The 13,463-nt window shown below is 69.9% G+C and carries 14 protein-coding genes; 9 read left to right on the top strand and 5 right to left on the bottom strand.

What is annotated here, in order from left to right; all coding sequences use genetic code 11:
- Window positions 1-993 precede the first annotated feature (993 nt).
- The 3 genes from ABZ078_RS35425 to ABZ078_RS35415 all read left to right on the top strand — a co-directional run bounded on the left by ABZ078_RS35425 (window position 994) and on the right by ABZ078_RS35415 (window position 2,979).
- A complete protein-coding gene (locus tag ABZ078_RS35425; protein ID WP_356582230.1) occupies window positions 994-1,629 on the top strand; it encodes a hypothetical protein in 636 nt (211 codons plus the stop codon).
- A 157-nt stretch (window positions 1,630-1,786) separates the two neighbouring features.
- Window positions 1,787-2,077 carry a hypothetical protein gene (locus tag ABZ078_RS35420; protein ID WP_030819783.1) on the top strand — a complete coding sequence of 97 codons (291 nt, stop codon included), beginning with the start codon at window positions 1,787-1,789 and terminating at the stop codon, window positions 2,075-2,077.
- A 380-nt stretch (window positions 2,078-2,457) separates the two neighbouring features.
- Window positions 2,458-2,979 carry a hypothetical protein gene (locus ABZ078_RS35415; protein ID WP_356582228.1) on the top strand — a complete coding sequence of 174 codons (522 nt, stop codon included), beginning with the start codon at window positions 2,458-2,460 and terminating at the stop codon, window positions 2,977-2,979.
- On the opposite strand, the gene ABZ078_RS35410 is transcribed toward ABZ078_RS35415, so the two are convergent.
- Window positions 2,938-3,888 carry a transcriptional regulator gene (locus ABZ078_RS35410; protein WP_356582226.1) on the bottom strand — a complete coding sequence of 317 codons (951 nt, stop codon included), beginning with the start codon at window positions 3,886-3,888 and terminating at the stop codon, window positions 2,938-2,940. The two genes, ABZ078_RS35415 and ABZ078_RS35410, sit on opposite strands and share 42 nt — an antisense overlap.
- Window positions 3,889-4,673: 785 nt before the next feature.
- Here ABZ078_RS35410 and ABZ078_RS35405 point away from each other — a divergent pair.
- The 4 genes from ABZ078_RS35405 (at window position 4,674) to ABZ078_RS35390 (ending at window position 7,107) form a co-directional block, all read left to right on the top strand.
- A complete protein-coding gene (locus tag ABZ078_RS35405; RefSeq protein WP_234332406.1) occupies window positions 4,674-4,892 on the top strand; it encodes a hypothetical protein in 219 nt (72 codons plus the stop codon).
- Entirely contained in the window at window positions 4,892-5,104 is a 213-nt protein-coding gene (locus ABZ078_RS35400) for a hypothetical protein (protein ID WP_356582224.1), read from the top strand. The genes ABZ078_RS35405 and ABZ078_RS35400 overlap by 1 nt, the downstream gene beginning before the upstream one ends.
- A 395-nt stretch (window positions 5,105-5,499) precedes the next feature.
- Window positions 5,500-6,609: a DUF4262 domain-containing protein gene (locus tag ABZ078_RS35395; RefSeq protein ID WP_356582222.1), complete on the top strand. Its 1,110-nt coding sequence runs from the start codon at window positions 5,500-5,502 to the stop codon at window positions 6,607-6,609.
- 45 nt (window positions 6,610-6,654) lie between these two features.
- A complete protein-coding gene (locus tag ABZ078_RS35390) occupies window positions 6,655-7,107 on the top strand; it encodes a hypothetical protein (RefSeq protein WP_356582220.1) in 453 nt (150 codons plus the stop codon).
- Window positions 7,108-7,315: 208 nt separating this feature from the next.
- On the opposite strand, the gene ABZ078_RS35385 is transcribed toward ABZ078_RS35390, so the two are convergent.
- A complete protein-coding gene (locus ABZ078_RS35385; RefSeq protein WP_356582219.1) occupies window positions 7,316-8,155 on the bottom strand; it encodes an HNH endonuclease in 840 nt (279 codons plus the stop codon).
- A gap of 84 nt (window positions 8,156-8,239) precedes the next feature.
- Complete coding sequence (locus tag ABZ078_RS35380) at window positions 8,240-8,785, bottom strand: hypothetical protein (protein WP_356582217.1); 546 nt, start codon at window positions 8,783-8,785, stop codon at window positions 8,240-8,242.
- A 189-nt stretch (window positions 8,786-8,974) separates the two neighbouring features.
- Between ABZ078_RS35380 and ABZ078_RS35375 the strand changes: the two genes are divergently transcribed.
- Window positions 8,975-10,324: a helix-turn-helix transcriptional regulator gene (locus ABZ078_RS35375; RefSeq protein WP_356582215.1), complete on the top strand. Its 1,350-nt coding sequence runs from the start codon at window positions 8,975-8,977 to the stop codon at window positions 10,322-10,324.
- A gap of 35 nt (window positions 10,325-10,359) precedes the next feature.
- Here ABZ078_RS35375 and ABZ078_RS35370 read toward each other — a convergent pair whose 3' ends face one another.
- Window positions 10,360-11,160, bottom strand: a complete 801-nt coding sequence (locus ABZ078_RS35370; RefSeq protein ID WP_356582213.1) for a GNAT family N-acetyltransferase — start codon at window positions 11,158-11,160, stop codon at window positions 10,360-10,362.
- Window positions 11,161-11,280: 120 nt separating this feature from the next.
- Window positions 11,281-12,675 carry a hypothetical protein gene (locus ABZ078_RS35365; RefSeq protein WP_356582211.1) on the bottom strand — a complete coding sequence of 465 codons (1,395 nt, stop codon included), beginning with the start codon at window positions 12,673-12,675 and terminating at the stop codon, window positions 11,281-11,283.
- Window positions 12,676-12,911: 236 nt separating this feature from the next.
- Here ABZ078_RS35365 and ABZ078_RS35360 point away from each other — a divergent pair, with 236 nt between their 5' ends.
- The gene (locus tag ABZ078_RS35360) at window positions 12,912-13,337 is read left to right on the top strand and encodes a hypothetical protein (protein WP_344500291.1); all 426 of its coding nucleotides are present in this window, start codon (window positions 12,912-12,914) and stop codon (window positions 13,335-13,337) included.
- Window positions 13,338-13,463 lie beyond the last annotated feature (126 nt).

Raw genomic sequence — 13,463 nt, 5'->3', positions numbered from 1 at the left:
CAGGGTGCCCGGGCGGCGGGCGGCGCGGAGCGGGGACACATGGGCCTCGGGGGCGCAGAGCGCCCTCTGAAAGACCGTCAGCGCAGAGCGCTGACCGGCCGGCCAAGGGGCCGGCCGTGGAGCCGGCCCGCGGGGCGGGCCGGAGGCCGGCGGGCGGTTCGGCCTCGAATTCAGTTCCTCTTTCCGGGGGTTGTGGTCAGAGAATGGCTGGCTAGGTGGGAGGGGGTTCCCTCGTGGTCCTGGCGGGCCTTTCTGGTGGTTTCTAACGGGTTTTCAGGTTGTCCCGGTGGTGTTTCTCTGCGGGTGGTTCTGATTTCCCGTGCGGTCTGATCATTCTAAGGGCTTGGGACCCATGAATTCAAGTGGTGCGGCGAGGAATTGACGGGGTTTCCGCTCCCCGGCCCCGGGGGTCGCTCCGATGGGGTCGGGCTGCCCCTGTACGGCTCTAGCAGCAGCCTACAGGGACCCCGGCAGTCAGGGAAGGGTGTTCCGGAGGTGACGCACCAGGGGGCCGTGTGCGGCAATCCGGGGCGCGCGTGAGGGTGGCGTTAGATTCACGGTTCGGGGATTGGCGGGTTGTTAGATTCAGTGAACCGGGGGTGTTAGATCCGGGGCCGCTTCAATCGTCGCACACGGGACGGGCGTTAGATTCGCGGGTTGGGTCGGTGTGGCGTTTCCGGGTGTCGTTAGATTCGCGTCCGGGGTCGGTGCGGGCGTTAGATCCAGGGCCGCGCGGGGGTGGGGTCGGGTGGCTCCGGTGGGTTCGGGGGTGGGTTGGCGGCGCGGGCTCGGATGGGGGTGCGGATGGTCGCCGGGGGTGGGGTGGTGGGGTGAGGTTCCTAGTTGGGGGTGGGTTTGGTTGAGCGTGTGGGGGTGATCCCGTTCCGGTGTTGCCTATTCGTGGTTCGATGTGTACTGTAGTTATCACGAGGTCGGGGGAACGAAGAACCGGCCGAGAATCCACACCACCTGACCCTGTTGGAGGGGATCTTCATGTCCGGCACCCAGACGCTCACCACCCAGACCGGCACCTACTCGTACTCGGTCTCTGAGGGCGAGAACGGCGAGACGATCTACGACCTGTCCCGCGTCTTCCAGGACGGTGCGCTGCCGGTCGGCGCGATCGTGATCCACCCGGACTACAACCCGTTCCCGGAGGTTCCGGGGCTGCTGAACGTCCAGTTCGGCAAGGGCGGTGCGGAGCGCGACGAGCGTACGGACGTCCCGATGCTGGGCGAGGAGCTGGAGGCCGCGTTCATCATCGGTCACCAGCTGGTCAACCCGGCCGACCTGGAGGTCGACCCGGAGGCCGAGGAGAAGGAGAGCGCGCCGAAGGTGCGGTTCCTCCGGGGTCACCTCCGGGCGGCGGCGACCGAGGTCAAGTCGCCGTCGACCACGGCCAGCAAGGCGACGTTCCTGGCCGTACAGGACCTGGTGACCGAGCTGGTCAAGATCTACCGGGCCGACAAGGCGACCCCGAAGCGTGAGGCGAAGTACGCCAAGCTCCTCGACGCCCAGCGCGCCGAGGTCCTCGCGCCCCAGATCAAGGAGATCGACGACCTCATCAAGGCCCTCGAACTCAAGAAGGCCCGGCTGGTCGAGAAGCTGAACGGCCACAAGGCCGCCTGAACCACCACCCGACCAGGGCGGGGGCGGCCCTCCACCCCCCGGAGGGCCGCCCCCGCCCACCACCAGCCCCACGGAGCCCGGACCCAGCCCCTCCCACACCGAGCGCCTTAGCTGGGGCGCGGCGGGCCGGGGCGAGATCAAGAGGTGAGAGACCTACATGGACTTCAGCGAGGCAGTGCGGAACCCGGATCCGCAGCTCCAGGGCATCAAGGTCGGTGACCAGGTCGCCCAGTACGAGACGTGCCAGGTCCACTGGGGCTACACGATGGTCACCGTGGCCAAGATCGGCCGGGAGCTGATCCACACGTCGGACGGCCGGAAGTTCAAGATCGAGGACGGCATGGAGAACTACCGCTCCACCGTCAGCTACACCCGCATCGTCCGGCTCAAGGAGACCGGGATGCCGGAGCGCGCACCCCGAGCAGCAGCGGATGGCGGGCCCACCTGAGCAAGAAGCTCAGCGGCTACAAGGCCGCCTCAGCCACCGACCAGGGCAGGGCGGCCCCAACCCCCCGCAGGGCCGCCCACGCCCACCACCAGCCCGGCCCCGGCCCCCCAAACCCCCTCCACCCAGGGCCCCGGCCGGCACCCCGGGTGAACCGTCTGGACACGGCACGACTCGCTGAGCGGGCGCGCGGGGTTCGATTCCCCATTCACCCACCCGATCGCCCAACGGCCACTGAACCACCGAAGAGACCAGGGCAGGACCGGTCCGACCCCCCAGGACCCACCCGCGCCCACCCCGGGCCCGGCCCCAACACCCCCTCCTTCCCAGGGGTGGGGCCCGGGCCCCACCACCATCGCCACCGCGCAGAGGAGCCCTCACCTATGACCAGCGCTGCGCCCGATCGCGGGTTTCACGTAGTTCTCGACGCCGACTCCATCTCCCTCTCCGACGACGAGGGGGAGATCGTGATGTGGACACAGTCCGAATGGGTGGACGATCCGGAGCTCGTACTGATCATCGCTAATGCCATCACCATCGGCTACCAGTGCGGAGCCGACGCGGTGCGGAGCTGTATTACCTCCACATCCCAGGACACCAGCACAGTAAATCGTCAGGAGTTCATGGACAGGCTGCGTGAGCAGTGGGAGGCGCAGCCGATTGAGCAGTACGAGTTCCTCGGGCTGACCGGCATGGACTACAACGACTGGCTGGAGCACCGCCACGGCTGGCCGGTCGACGCGGCTGGCAACTGCCGCGTCCACTCGGAGCTGGAGAAGTTCCCGGCAACAGCCTGCACGGTCTGTTCGACCCTGATCAGACTGTACGAGGAGGGCGCGGTGGGGATTCGGTCGGCGGGGCAGTCAGGTGGCGGTGCGGCGGGCGAAGGCGGTGAGGCCGGGTAGGTCCGGTCGGCGCGCGGCGACCTCGGCCGACAGCGCGCGTACGGAGGGGCGGCGGGCCTCTTGCGGTGCGGCCCGCTCCACGAGTTGTAGCTGGGCGAACGCGGTCGGCACGTCGCCGGCGGCCAGCAGGGCGCGGGCGGTGTCGGTCGCCGCGCGGGCTCGGCGCTCCGGCGTGGGCAGCGCAGTCGGTTCCAGGCCCGCGGCGTACGCCAGGGCGCGGTCGACGTCGCCGAGCTTCTGGTGGATGCCGACCCGGTACAGCAGGCACTGCGCTGGTGACAGCTCCCCGCCCGCCGGTAGCCGTCCGCGGTCGCGGAGGAGGCGGACCGCGGTGTGTTCGGCCAGGGACGCGAACTGCTCGGCGGCGGAGGGCATTTGGGCCTGTGCGGCGGTGTATGCCGCGGTCAGGGCCACCATGCCGGACGCGTCCAAGACGGCCGCGGCCGGCCGGAGAGCGGTGTCCAGCGCATCGTGCGCTTCCCCGAGCAGATGCAGGGCCGTGTCCGCGCGTCCCGTACGGCGCAGCGGTGTCGCGGCCGCGCGCGCGGCGGCCGCGAGGAGTACCGGTCGGCCCGAGCGCCGGGCCGCCGTCCCAGCCCGGACCGCGAAGGCGGCCGCCATGTCCATCTCGCCTTCCTTCACCGCCAGTTGAGAGACGAGCACCCATACCCCCGCCGCCCGGCCGGCGCCGACCGGGCCCGTTCGCTCGCTCTCGCTCGCGCGGGCCACCATCCCAGGGAGCACCTGGTGGAGCCGGTCGTACCTGCCGGCGGCGAACAGCCTGCGCGCGGCCGGCAGATCCCCCTCGGTCAGGTGCTGGCCGCGCCCGCCGGCCAGCACCGGTGTCGTGCCGCCCGTCCATAGCACCGCCGCGCAGAGCCCGGTGCCCAGTACCCTCCTGCGCTCCACGACCACGCCACCGTCCTCCCCTGCCGCTGTGTCCCGGGCGCCCCCGGGGTCTTCGGCCCGATCTTGCGACGGTACGGGTCCGGCCGTGCCTCGGGCAGGGCGCACACCCGGTCGGCTCCGCGCGCCCCTTTCTGCCCTGGCGCGCCGGGGCCGGTGACGAGGGCGGGCAGACGGCTGTGCGGCGGCCCGGAGGGCAGCGCGGTCTAGGGACGGCGGCGATCGGATGGGCCTCTCGCGCCTTCCGGCACCTGGCCCGGGGCACCGAGGCAGACGGTCCTCGTTCTCGTACGGGCTGGCGGCCGGACCGCGCCGCGTCTTGCATGGGTGCCGGGCAATGTTGTGTATTCGCGTTTCAGTGTGTACTGTTGTTCTCGTAAGGCCGGGCGACGAACCGGCCGAAAAGCCACCCGCCCAGCAGACCGCCGCCCGCGGCCTCGTCGAGGAAGACGAAGCGCCCGAGGTCACCGGCTGGATCTCCTGGAGCAGCCCCACACAAAAGCGGTCTTTCCCCATGGGGGCCGTCCGCGCCTACCCACACCACTCCGACGATCGTGAGAGCTCGCGTGTTCTATCTGATGAAGTGCCCCTGTTGCGGCCACCCGACGATGTTTCATGAACTGGAACGACACACCGCCCCGAGCCTCTTGATCGACCCCGAGACGGGCCTGCCGCCCGGCATCTCTCCCGATGGTCACCGTGTGACTCCGTCGCCAGAGGCCACGGCCCGAGCGCGTAGGCGACCCCTGTGCCAGTCGTGTCTCGATGACGTAGAGGCCGGCGGCGCGGTGACCTTCTCCGTACGCCTGAAGGGCGAGCAGACCGCGATGGCCATCGCATCCGAAATGCCCCTCCTTGACGACGAGGGCCGGGTCATGGCCGTCCGCTGCCCGGCCGCCGGGTGCGGTGCGGTTGTCGATCTGATCAACGGCCGACTGGATCGCCACTTCGTGCGCGGCCAGGAGTGCCGGACGTCGGGCGTGCCGGTGATGGTCGGTGAGGGCTGATGGCCATCTACCGTCCCGGCGAGGTCAACTGCGGCCACTGCAACGAATCGACTGGGATCCCGGCTGACGACTGGGCCGGAGAAACCCGTACCGAAGACGGCGACTACGTCGCCTCCGTCGACCCCTGTGTGCGCTGTGCGGTTCACACCTACGGCACCCAAGACCGCTGTCCCGACGACTGCCCCGACTGCGCCGAAAACGACGCCGCGTAAGGCATCGGGGCAAACAGATGCGGAGTTGATCCCAACATGAGCACCCCCGTCCCGGGAGCCGGGGCGAAGAAGCGTCCCGCGAGGCGTCGCAAGGTCAAGAACGCTCGGACCGGCTCCGTGGGGAGCAAGATCCTGCCGGGCCGGTACAGCGATGAGGGCGAAAAGGGGCCCTGGTTCCGCCGTCTGGTTCGCCGCGCCGAGACGCGCAGCTGGCGGCGTGAGGCATCGCGGTTCTGACGGCTGCTCTCAACCAGGCCTTCGACGTCGGGGCCGGCTGGCCCGTGATGCGCGCGGAGACGCAGCGTCGCCGCTCCGCGATCGCCTGATCGGCGACGCACGCCCTCGGCCAGGCCCTCGTCGGCCTCCCCACCCCACGATTCACTGGAGAACTGATCATGGCGGACATCCGCATGCGCTTCCTCGGGCACCCCTGGGAGCGAGCCACCGTCTCTGCCGATGCCGGAGGACGCGAAGAGCTGTTCATCGCCCTCTTCCTCAGAGCGATGGAGACCGTCCCCGAACTGCTCGCTTTGCCCGGTGACCTGGAGGCGTACACCGTGCGCTGGGACGGCGAGGAGGTCTCGATCTATCACCCGGATGTGGAGCAGGCCATCTTCCGCGCCCAGCCCGACCCCGAGGGCTCTGCGCAGGGGGGCGCTCCGGTCGGGACGCGGCCGCCCGAGCTATGGCGCGAGGAGCGCGGCCACGGCTTCTACCCGGCTCCGGAGGTGCTGGCCGAGATCCCGGCTCTGTGGGCAACGGCCTTGGAGCCGCATGAGCACAGGGTGGTCCGCCTCCGGTACTCCTCCGCCTGGGGCCAGTGGTACGTCGTTGAGGTCGACAACGCGAGCGGCCGGGCCTACGGGTGGTCGTGCCTGGGGGGTGACCTGTCGCAGGGCGGCTGGGGCCTGATCGATCTCCCGGCTCTGGAGTCATTCCGTCCGGACGGTGACCCGTCCCAGCTGGTCGTCCGCGATCTCGATTTCACACCCGATGCCGCGGCCAATGTCTTGCCGAAGGGCCTCCCTCACGATTCTTGCGGAGATGAGGAGTGCCCGGTGTGTCCGCCCGACTTCATGGCGGCGTACGTTGCTCGGCTGCGGGCCGTGATCGCGGAGCACGGGTTCGCTATCCAGCCGGTTCTTGGTGATGAGGGTTCTGCCGCCTATTGCTACACCATCGGTCTGCACGAGTCTCTGGGGCAGGAGTTCGTGATGACCGGCCTGGACGTCCGGGTGATGCAGGGCGTACTCCATTCCGTCGTCGAGCGGTTCGCCGGATCGTCTGGTCCGGTTTCCGGTGAGGTGCTGAACGGGCTTCTTGCGGACGGATTCCAACTGCTCATGCGCCCCGTGGAGTCCTTGGAGCCCTTCGCGATGCTGCGTGCGGTGTACGGCCAGGAGATTGCCGTGCCGTATTGGCAGGCCGTGTGGCCCGATAGTGACGGCGTCTTTCCGACTGACGCTTCTTGCTCGCTTTCTCCTGGAACCCAGCCACTTCTTTAGCCCTATTTCGGGTTTCCGACTCTTTATGTTCTAGGAGATTCTTCTATGCGCCAGCCTGAACCATTGAATGCTATTGACGAGCTGCGGCTCTTCCTGGATTTCGCAGTTCCGCTCTGCGGCGCTGACATCGCGTACAAGCTCAGGCAATGGGGCCATTCGCGCGAGCAGGCCAAGGCCTGGCTACGTGGCGAGGCCGAGCGCGCTGGTGGCAGCCTGGGCGAGAACGGTGACGTGCTGCAGTTCAGCGATGGTCGTCCTCGGTCGGGACGCGCGCAGAACCGTGTGGTCCGGACCGCGAGCGAACTGGCGCGCGGCGTGGCCGCGGCGGCGCTGCTCGCCCAACTGGAGGGGAAGAGAGGTGTCGAGGCCTTCGGTGGCTTCTACGGTGCCACCGCCAAGCCCGGCGAGGCCGACACGGAGCACGTCCAGGACGGCGAGGACGATGCCGCCGGTGTCGCCGCTCGCGGAACCGGTCCTGTACGGAAGCCGGCGGCGTGAATGCCTTGCGGCAGTCTTCGCCGTGCTCGTCCTCGGTACCTCGTCCCGTCCGGTGAGTCGAGCTGGTGGAGATTCGGGCAGGGGCTCTCAGCGCACCCGTTAGGCTCGCTGTGGCCCGTGCCGGAATGGAGAGTGCGGGACAGGCCCCGGTCCCCGTGACGGGACGCAGTACGGCCGGGGCTACTCCCGCCGGTTGATCACGGGCGGCTCAGTCCAGGCGGGAGAAGTCGAGGTCCACCAGGATCTCCTTCACGTCGACGTTCTCGTCGCGGCAGAAGCCCCGAAGCTCGTCCCACATTTCGGGGACGCCCTCCAGAGCGCCACCGAGCAGGGAAAGCTGTCCGCGGTCCTCGTCGTACTCCTCGGCGTGGAGGTAGACCATCTCCGCCTTCTGGAGCTCGCGTACGACGCTGAGCAGCGTCGTACGGTCCGCCGAGAAACGCCTCAGCACCAGCTCGAAGTCCGTGGTCTGTTCGTGCACGACGAGGGCGAGCACCTGTCGGGCCATCCGCGTAAGGCCGCCGACACGCCCCGCGAAGCGGTTGACCAGCTCGAGGAAGTCCTGTTCGTCCTCCGGGTCCTGGTTGGCATCCTCCCAGGCGAAGAAGCGGCGCATGGTGGTGGCGGGCTGGACCAGGGAGCCGTTGACCGTGTCGCGGAACTCGGCCTCGATGTCGTCGAGCGTGTACCGGTACTTGGCCTCGTGCTTCTGCTTGACTGCCCGCAGGTACCCGACCGTGTAGTCGTGCCGGGTGACGCTGCTGTCGATCAGGTCGTGGTGCACCCCGCACAGCAGCATCAGGTTGTCGAAGTCCCGCAGCTGTTCGACGTCCTTGCCGTCCCATGCCTCGTGCCGGGCGCTGCCAGGCTCGGCGCCGATGATGTGGGCGATCTTGCCGACCCAGGCGCCTTCATCTGTGACCAGCCGCGTTGAGCAGTGTGGGTCGCCCCAGGCGCATTCGTTGCCGGAGAACGCCCACAGTCGGCGCGCGACGCCGGACACCGGCTCCTTGCGGTTCTTGTCGGAGCCGTTCGTCCGCTTGGCCACAGCCCGCCCTTCCTTCGCCCTGACGACAACGCGCAGCGTAGTCCAGCGGGTTGAGGTGCGGCGGGCGTGCTGGTTGTCCGGCTGCTACCAGCGCAGGGTCGGCCGGGGGCGGGGGGCGAGTTCGGCCTGCTCGGCGACGGCGACGAGGCGCTCGGCGGTCTCTTGGCCGACCGCCTCGACGAGGCAGTCGAGGTTCGAGGCGATCAGGAGCCAAGAGCGCCGCGGCAGCAGGCTCAGGCGGGCGACGGCATCTGCGAGTGCTCCCGCTTCCAGGGCCATCATGGCCTGGACGTCGGGTGTGTCGGGCTTCAGCGGCACCTTGGCCTCGCGCACCAGGTCGACGGAGAGGGTCAGGTCGTCAATGACCGTGACGGCGGTGGTGTTCTCGATCAAGCTGGGCTCGTAGCTGCGCCCGAGATCGTGGGCCTGATGGACGGTGATGTTCTCCTCGCGGTAGCCGGAGGCGAGAAGACGGCGCAGCCCGGCGTAAGCGGCGTGGGACTTGCCGGACCAGTGTGGTCCCAGGAGGAGCAGGCGGGCGGTGTCGCCGGCCAGGATGGTGGAGCACCACTGGGCGATGGCGGGGTGGTTGGTCTCGGCATCGCTGAAGAGCGGGGGTACGACGGGCATCGGCACAGCGTATGTGGCCGCGTAGCTGGCGGTTGTGCTGGGTCTGATGGCGGGCGCTGCTGGCTGTCCGGGGTGCGGGGCGGGTCTGTTCTGGTGTGGGTGAACTTCGGGCGTTGTCGCCCGCGTCCGTGTCGTGGCCGGGATGATGTGGCACGTGCGGGGCCGCGGCGGCCGCGGGAGGGGGTCCAAGTGAGCAGGTGGGGAAAGCAGCAGGACCGGCTGGTGATTCGGGCCGTCGACGTGCTGTCGGGTGTGCTGAGCGGCGCGGCGCCGGAGCCGGCTCGCCGTGTCGTCGCCTCCCGGGCGCTGCTGGGCGTCGAGGAGTTGGTGTTCCCGCTGCACGAAGAGCTGGTGTTGGCGGAGAACGCGGACGCCGCGGCTCGGGAGGCCACCGATGAGCAGTGGGCGGACGACGCCGCAGTGCGCCGGTGGGTGACCGAGACGCTGGCCGAGCACGCCTTTTCCTACAACGAGCTTCACGAGGTGTGGGAGGACGATCCGGATCACGTCGAGCCGCAGGGTGACCACCCGGTATGGGCGCTGCTGGAGCTGTCCCCCCTCGCGCGGCGCCTGCGGCTATGGCAGGAGGCGGCCGCGAAGACCGCGGTCAGCCTGGGCGACGACGTCGGCGTCGGCGCGCACCAGATCGGACACTGGGCGGCGGGCCGCTCCCGACCCGGGGATCGAGAGCGGGAGGCACTGGCCAGGGCACTGGGTGTCCATCCGGCGTGGCTGCACGCTTCACGCGACGAGCAGCCCGATGTGCAGCTGTACCGGGTCGCGTCCTGCCCGTGCGACAAGCCGACCGCCATGGCGCGCCTCGGGCTGGGCCGGGAGGAGCCGGACTGGTACGACAGCCCCGCCGAGCAGGATGCCGCCGTGCACTGGTGCGGCTGCGGGCAGTCCTGGGTGAAGGACGCGGCCGGGTGGCTGCTGCCGCTGCCTCCGGGCGAGGAGCCGACCCCGTCCGACGGGGACCTGGTCGACCTCGGCCATCCCCTCAGCCCCAGCCCCTCGGTAACGCTCGACGAGCCGTGGCCGCGGGCACTGTGGCAGCCTCCGGCCGGAAGGAAGGGCCGCGCCCGCGCCGCCTACCAGGTCCCCGAACTGCTCACCCGGGAGCCGCAGGCCCTGCCCGTACGGCCGGATGTCACGCGCGTCGTCGTGCCGGCGCCAGTGTGGGGTGCCGGTTCGGCGGAGCGGCTTGCCGCGAACGCGTCGTGGTGCCGCACCTGCCGGGCCCTGGTCGACGCGCCCAAGGGGGCGGCCGGCGGGCCGTGGGTTCTGCTGCACCGCAGCGAGCCGGAACGCGAGCTGAGCACCTGGACCTACCCCACCGAGAAGGACGCCCTGCACCACGGCGCCCATCTGGCTATGACGTACCTACAGCTGGACGACGGTCCCCTCGACCGTGTGGCGTTGGACCTGTTCACCGGCCAGGCGCACGTCCAGGTCATCGACCGGTTCCTCGAACTGCACCCGGAGACAACCCAGTTCGAGGTCGCCGAACTCGTCCCCATGCGCGCCGACGAGTTCTGAGCGACTCTGTCCCTCGGCCGCGCCGGGTCGGGCGGTCAGGCGTCAGCCGTCGTCAGCCAGGCGATCCACGCGCCGTCCTGTGCCCGGCCCAGGTGAAGGTCAGGCGTGTGATCGGCCATGCGGGCGCAGATCCGGCCGTAGGCGCCGTGGCGGGCGGGGCACAGCCGGGCCAGTTCCTCGGGGGTGAGCGCCGCGAGGTCGTCGGGAAGGTTCTGGCCGGCCGCGGTCGCGCGTGCCTGGGCGCCTCGGCGACGCTCGACGGCGTCCCGGCGCTCGGCGAGCAGGCGGAACCAGCGCAGGTCGCTGTCGTCCTGGTCGCCCGCGGGGGTGTAGAGGCACTGGCGCGCACCGTGCTCGTCGAGCTCGTCGACGACGGTCATGCCGATCGCCTCGAGCATGCGGCACGAGGCGCTGTTGGCCTTCTGGGTGACCGCGACCAGCGGGCCACCGCCGGGGACGGCGTCCGTCCACCAGCTGACGGCTGCCGCGACGGCCTCCCTGCCCAGGCCTTCGCCCCAGGCGGCGGGGAGCAGCTGGTAGGAGATTTCGGCGCGGCCCTCGCACCTGTGGTCGGCGCCGATGGTCACCAGGCCGATCGGCCGCTGGTCGGCGACGCGGACGACGGTGAAGGCGCCGGCCGTCGTCGGGTAGGCGGCCTGCCGGGCGGCGACGCGATCCTCCGTGACCGGACCGCCGAGATGCGCGCGCACCCGGTCGTCGGTCAACAACTCGCTTACCAGGGGGCCGTCTTCCCGGGTGACCGGCCGCAGGAGGAGACGGTCGGTGCGCAACTGGGCGGGCCAGACACGGTCCAGGGCGGTGTCGACAGAATCCATGGCGCTCACCCTTCCTTGAGCCGAGCATCGCCGTGCGGGATTCGCCCGCTACAGTCACGCGGCAGGGGGCCGGAGCCACTGACATTGGCTCCGGCCCCTGTATCTGGCGGCGAAAACGGGTCAGTCGGTATCCTCGCGCGGTTCGAGCAGGGCGAAGTACGTCTCACGCTGCTGCTCGGTCAGCTCGCCGTCGAGCGAGAGCGCCGACCTCAGGGCGCTCAGGGTGTCCGGCGCCGGCATCTTCCACGTCTTGTGGGCCTGGCGCTGGATCTCCCCGATGGTGGCGTACGCCTCGCCGGGGAAGCACCGGATGTACCAGTCGAGCATCTTGCCCACCGAGGGCGTCAGGTTGAGGTGCCACCACTCCGGGGACGCCTCACCATCCGTGGCGTCCTCGTCGTCGGCGAACATCTCGACGGTTTCGGCGAAGTCGTGCAGCACCGCTGCCCGCACGGTGCGCCCGAGGTGTTCAGTGGGGACGATCTGGTCGAGGCCGGCGGCCACCGACCAGGCGAGCTCGCCCGCGATCTGGGTGACGGACTCCTTGTTGCGGTGGCGCAGCACCCACCGCTTGCGCACGTCGGGCCGGTCGTACAGGGCGTGCTGGAAGTCGGCGGCGAACCGGTCGCGCACCTCGGCCGCCCCGGGCGAGAGGGCGTCACGGTCGCCGGCGGACATGGCCTCTCCGACGCCCGTGTAGGAGCGCTTGCGGGCCTCCACCCAGTCATCGGCCACCGCGCGGGCCCACTGGTCGCGACCGCCGACGACGGCCTGCGGGCGCGGGACCTCGCTGTTGCCGCGTGAGATGTAGGCCCGCAGCGTCGAGGCGGTGATGCCGCCCAGCTCCGCCATCTCCGGTGCGCCGATGAGCTGCGCCCCCGTCAGCTCGGGGCTGGAGACGTCGACCACGCACCGCTCCAGCGGCAGGGCACCGTCCTGCTCCTGGTGGTGCTTTGCCCACAGCGCCAGGTGGTCGAGCCAGTTGTCCGGCCGCGGGGCGTCCGGGTCGAAGGTGGCCACCTTGCTGACGTAGGCCTTGGCCGGGTCGGCGCGGCCGTCGAGCATGTCGGAGGCGGTCACGGTGACGGCCATGCGGGCCTTGCGCTTCTCGTAATCCTGGGCGACGGGGTTCCAGACCTGGCCGGGCCGGTACCACGTATCACCGTTCCACCAGTAGCCGCCGGCGCGGAACAGCAGCACCTCGCCGTCCCACTCGGTGTGCAGGCCGGAGGTCTCGCCGTCCCGCACGAGCAGCACGGTCCGGCCGTGGTCGGGGTGGTAGCGCACCGCCCAGCCGAGCGCGTGGTTGAGCGGGTCGGTGGTGAAGGCCCGCCAGCTCTTGTCGGAGCGGTCCATGTCGAAGCGGCCCCACATGCCCGGGCCCCGGTTGCGGCCGATGGCCTCGATGGCCTCCGGCCCCTCGTCGAGCGGGAGGTGGGAGTCGTCGATGAAGGGCAGGCCCGGCACCGGATGATCGGTGCGCAGGCCGTTGGCGAGCGGAAGAACGTGATTCAAGGCTGATTCCTCGTTTCACTTCGAGTGCTGCACTCCTTGTGCATCACTGATGTTGTCTCCCTTATACATGTGCGGCAACCCTCTTCGTGCAGCCGTTTCCGGCCAACCTCACAGCCAGTCGTCCGGGAACCGCTTACAGAGGTGACCGCGTCGGATACCTTCCTCTCTCATCCAACGCGACGGACAGGACACGACGACTCGTCGCAGCGCGTCACGACAGGAAGGAAAGCCAGCCCGTGCTCGAGTACTTCGCCCATGACGAGCCCCGCCCCGCCCCGTTCAACGCCGACGAGCTCAAGCCGGAGCACGCCAAGGCCATCGGTGCCTTCCTGGACGAGCGCGTGAAGGAACTCCGTGCAAAGCATCCTGCGGGCAGCCCCGAGGACCGCGCGGCCCGCACCTTGAAGGAAGCCCTCGGGATGCACCTCGACGCGCTCAACGAGTGCTTCGAGGATGAGGAGCCCGAGACCCTCCAGGCGCGCAAGACGTCCTGGAACCGGCTGGTGTTCATGGTCTGGCACTGGGAGGGCACTGAGGGGTACGACTCCTACCAGTGGCGGCTGGTCCGCCACCTTGACGCCGACGCCGCGGTCGAGAGCGCCCGCCGTCTTCTCGCGGCCCGTCAGGAGGCCGCGGACAAGAAGCGTGCCGAGCGGCAATAACCACGGTCACCCGGTACCTCGGGCCGCTCAGCGCCAACTGTTTCGGAAGGCAGGGGTCGCGCACGGGCTGGAGGGTCAGTAGGTAGGGGCGGGCGGAGCGGACAGCTATGGCGTGGGTTTGAAGGG

It is taken from the genome of Streptomyces sp. NPDC006385 (assembly GCF_040612485.1).
Classification (GTDB): Bacteria; Actinomycetota; Actinomycetes; order Streptomycetales; family Streptomycetaceae; genus Streptomyces.
Note: the sequence above shows the minus strand (reverse complement) of the source record. Positions and strands in the feature narration are given on the sequence as shown.

Coding starts and splice junctions, on each gene's coding strand:
- ABZ078_RS35380 (WP_356582217.1), bottom strand. CDS start 8,785: ATGCCCGTCGTACCCCCGCTCTTCAGCGATGCCGAGACCAACCACCCC.
- ABZ078_RS35395 (WP_356582222.1), top strand. CDS start 5,500: ATGGCGGACATCCGCATGCGCTTCCTCGGGCACCCCTGGGAGCGAGCC.
- ABZ078_RS35420 (WP_030819783.1), top strand. CDS start 1,787: ATGGACTTCAGCGAGGCAGTGCGGAACCCGGATCCGCAGCTCCAGGGC.
- ABZ078_RS35390 (WP_356582220.1), top strand. CDS start 6,655: ATGCGCCAGCCTGAACCATTGAATGCTATTGACGAGCTGCGGCTCTTC.
- ABZ078_RS35415 (WP_356582228.1), top strand. CDS start 2,458: ATGACCAGCGCTGCGCCCGATCGCGGGTTTCACGTAGTTCTCGACGCC.
- ABZ078_RS35400 (WP_356582224.1), top strand. CDS start 4,892: ATGGCCATCTACCGTCCCGGCGAGGTCAACTGCGGCCACTGCAACGAA.
- ABZ078_RS35370 (WP_356582213.1), bottom strand. CDS start 11,160: ATGGATTCTGTCGACACCGCCCTGGACCGTGTCTGGCCCGCCCAGTTG.
- ABZ078_RS35425 (WP_356582230.1), top strand. CDS start 994: ATGTCCGGCACCCAGACGCTCACCACCCAGACCGGCACCTACTCGTAC.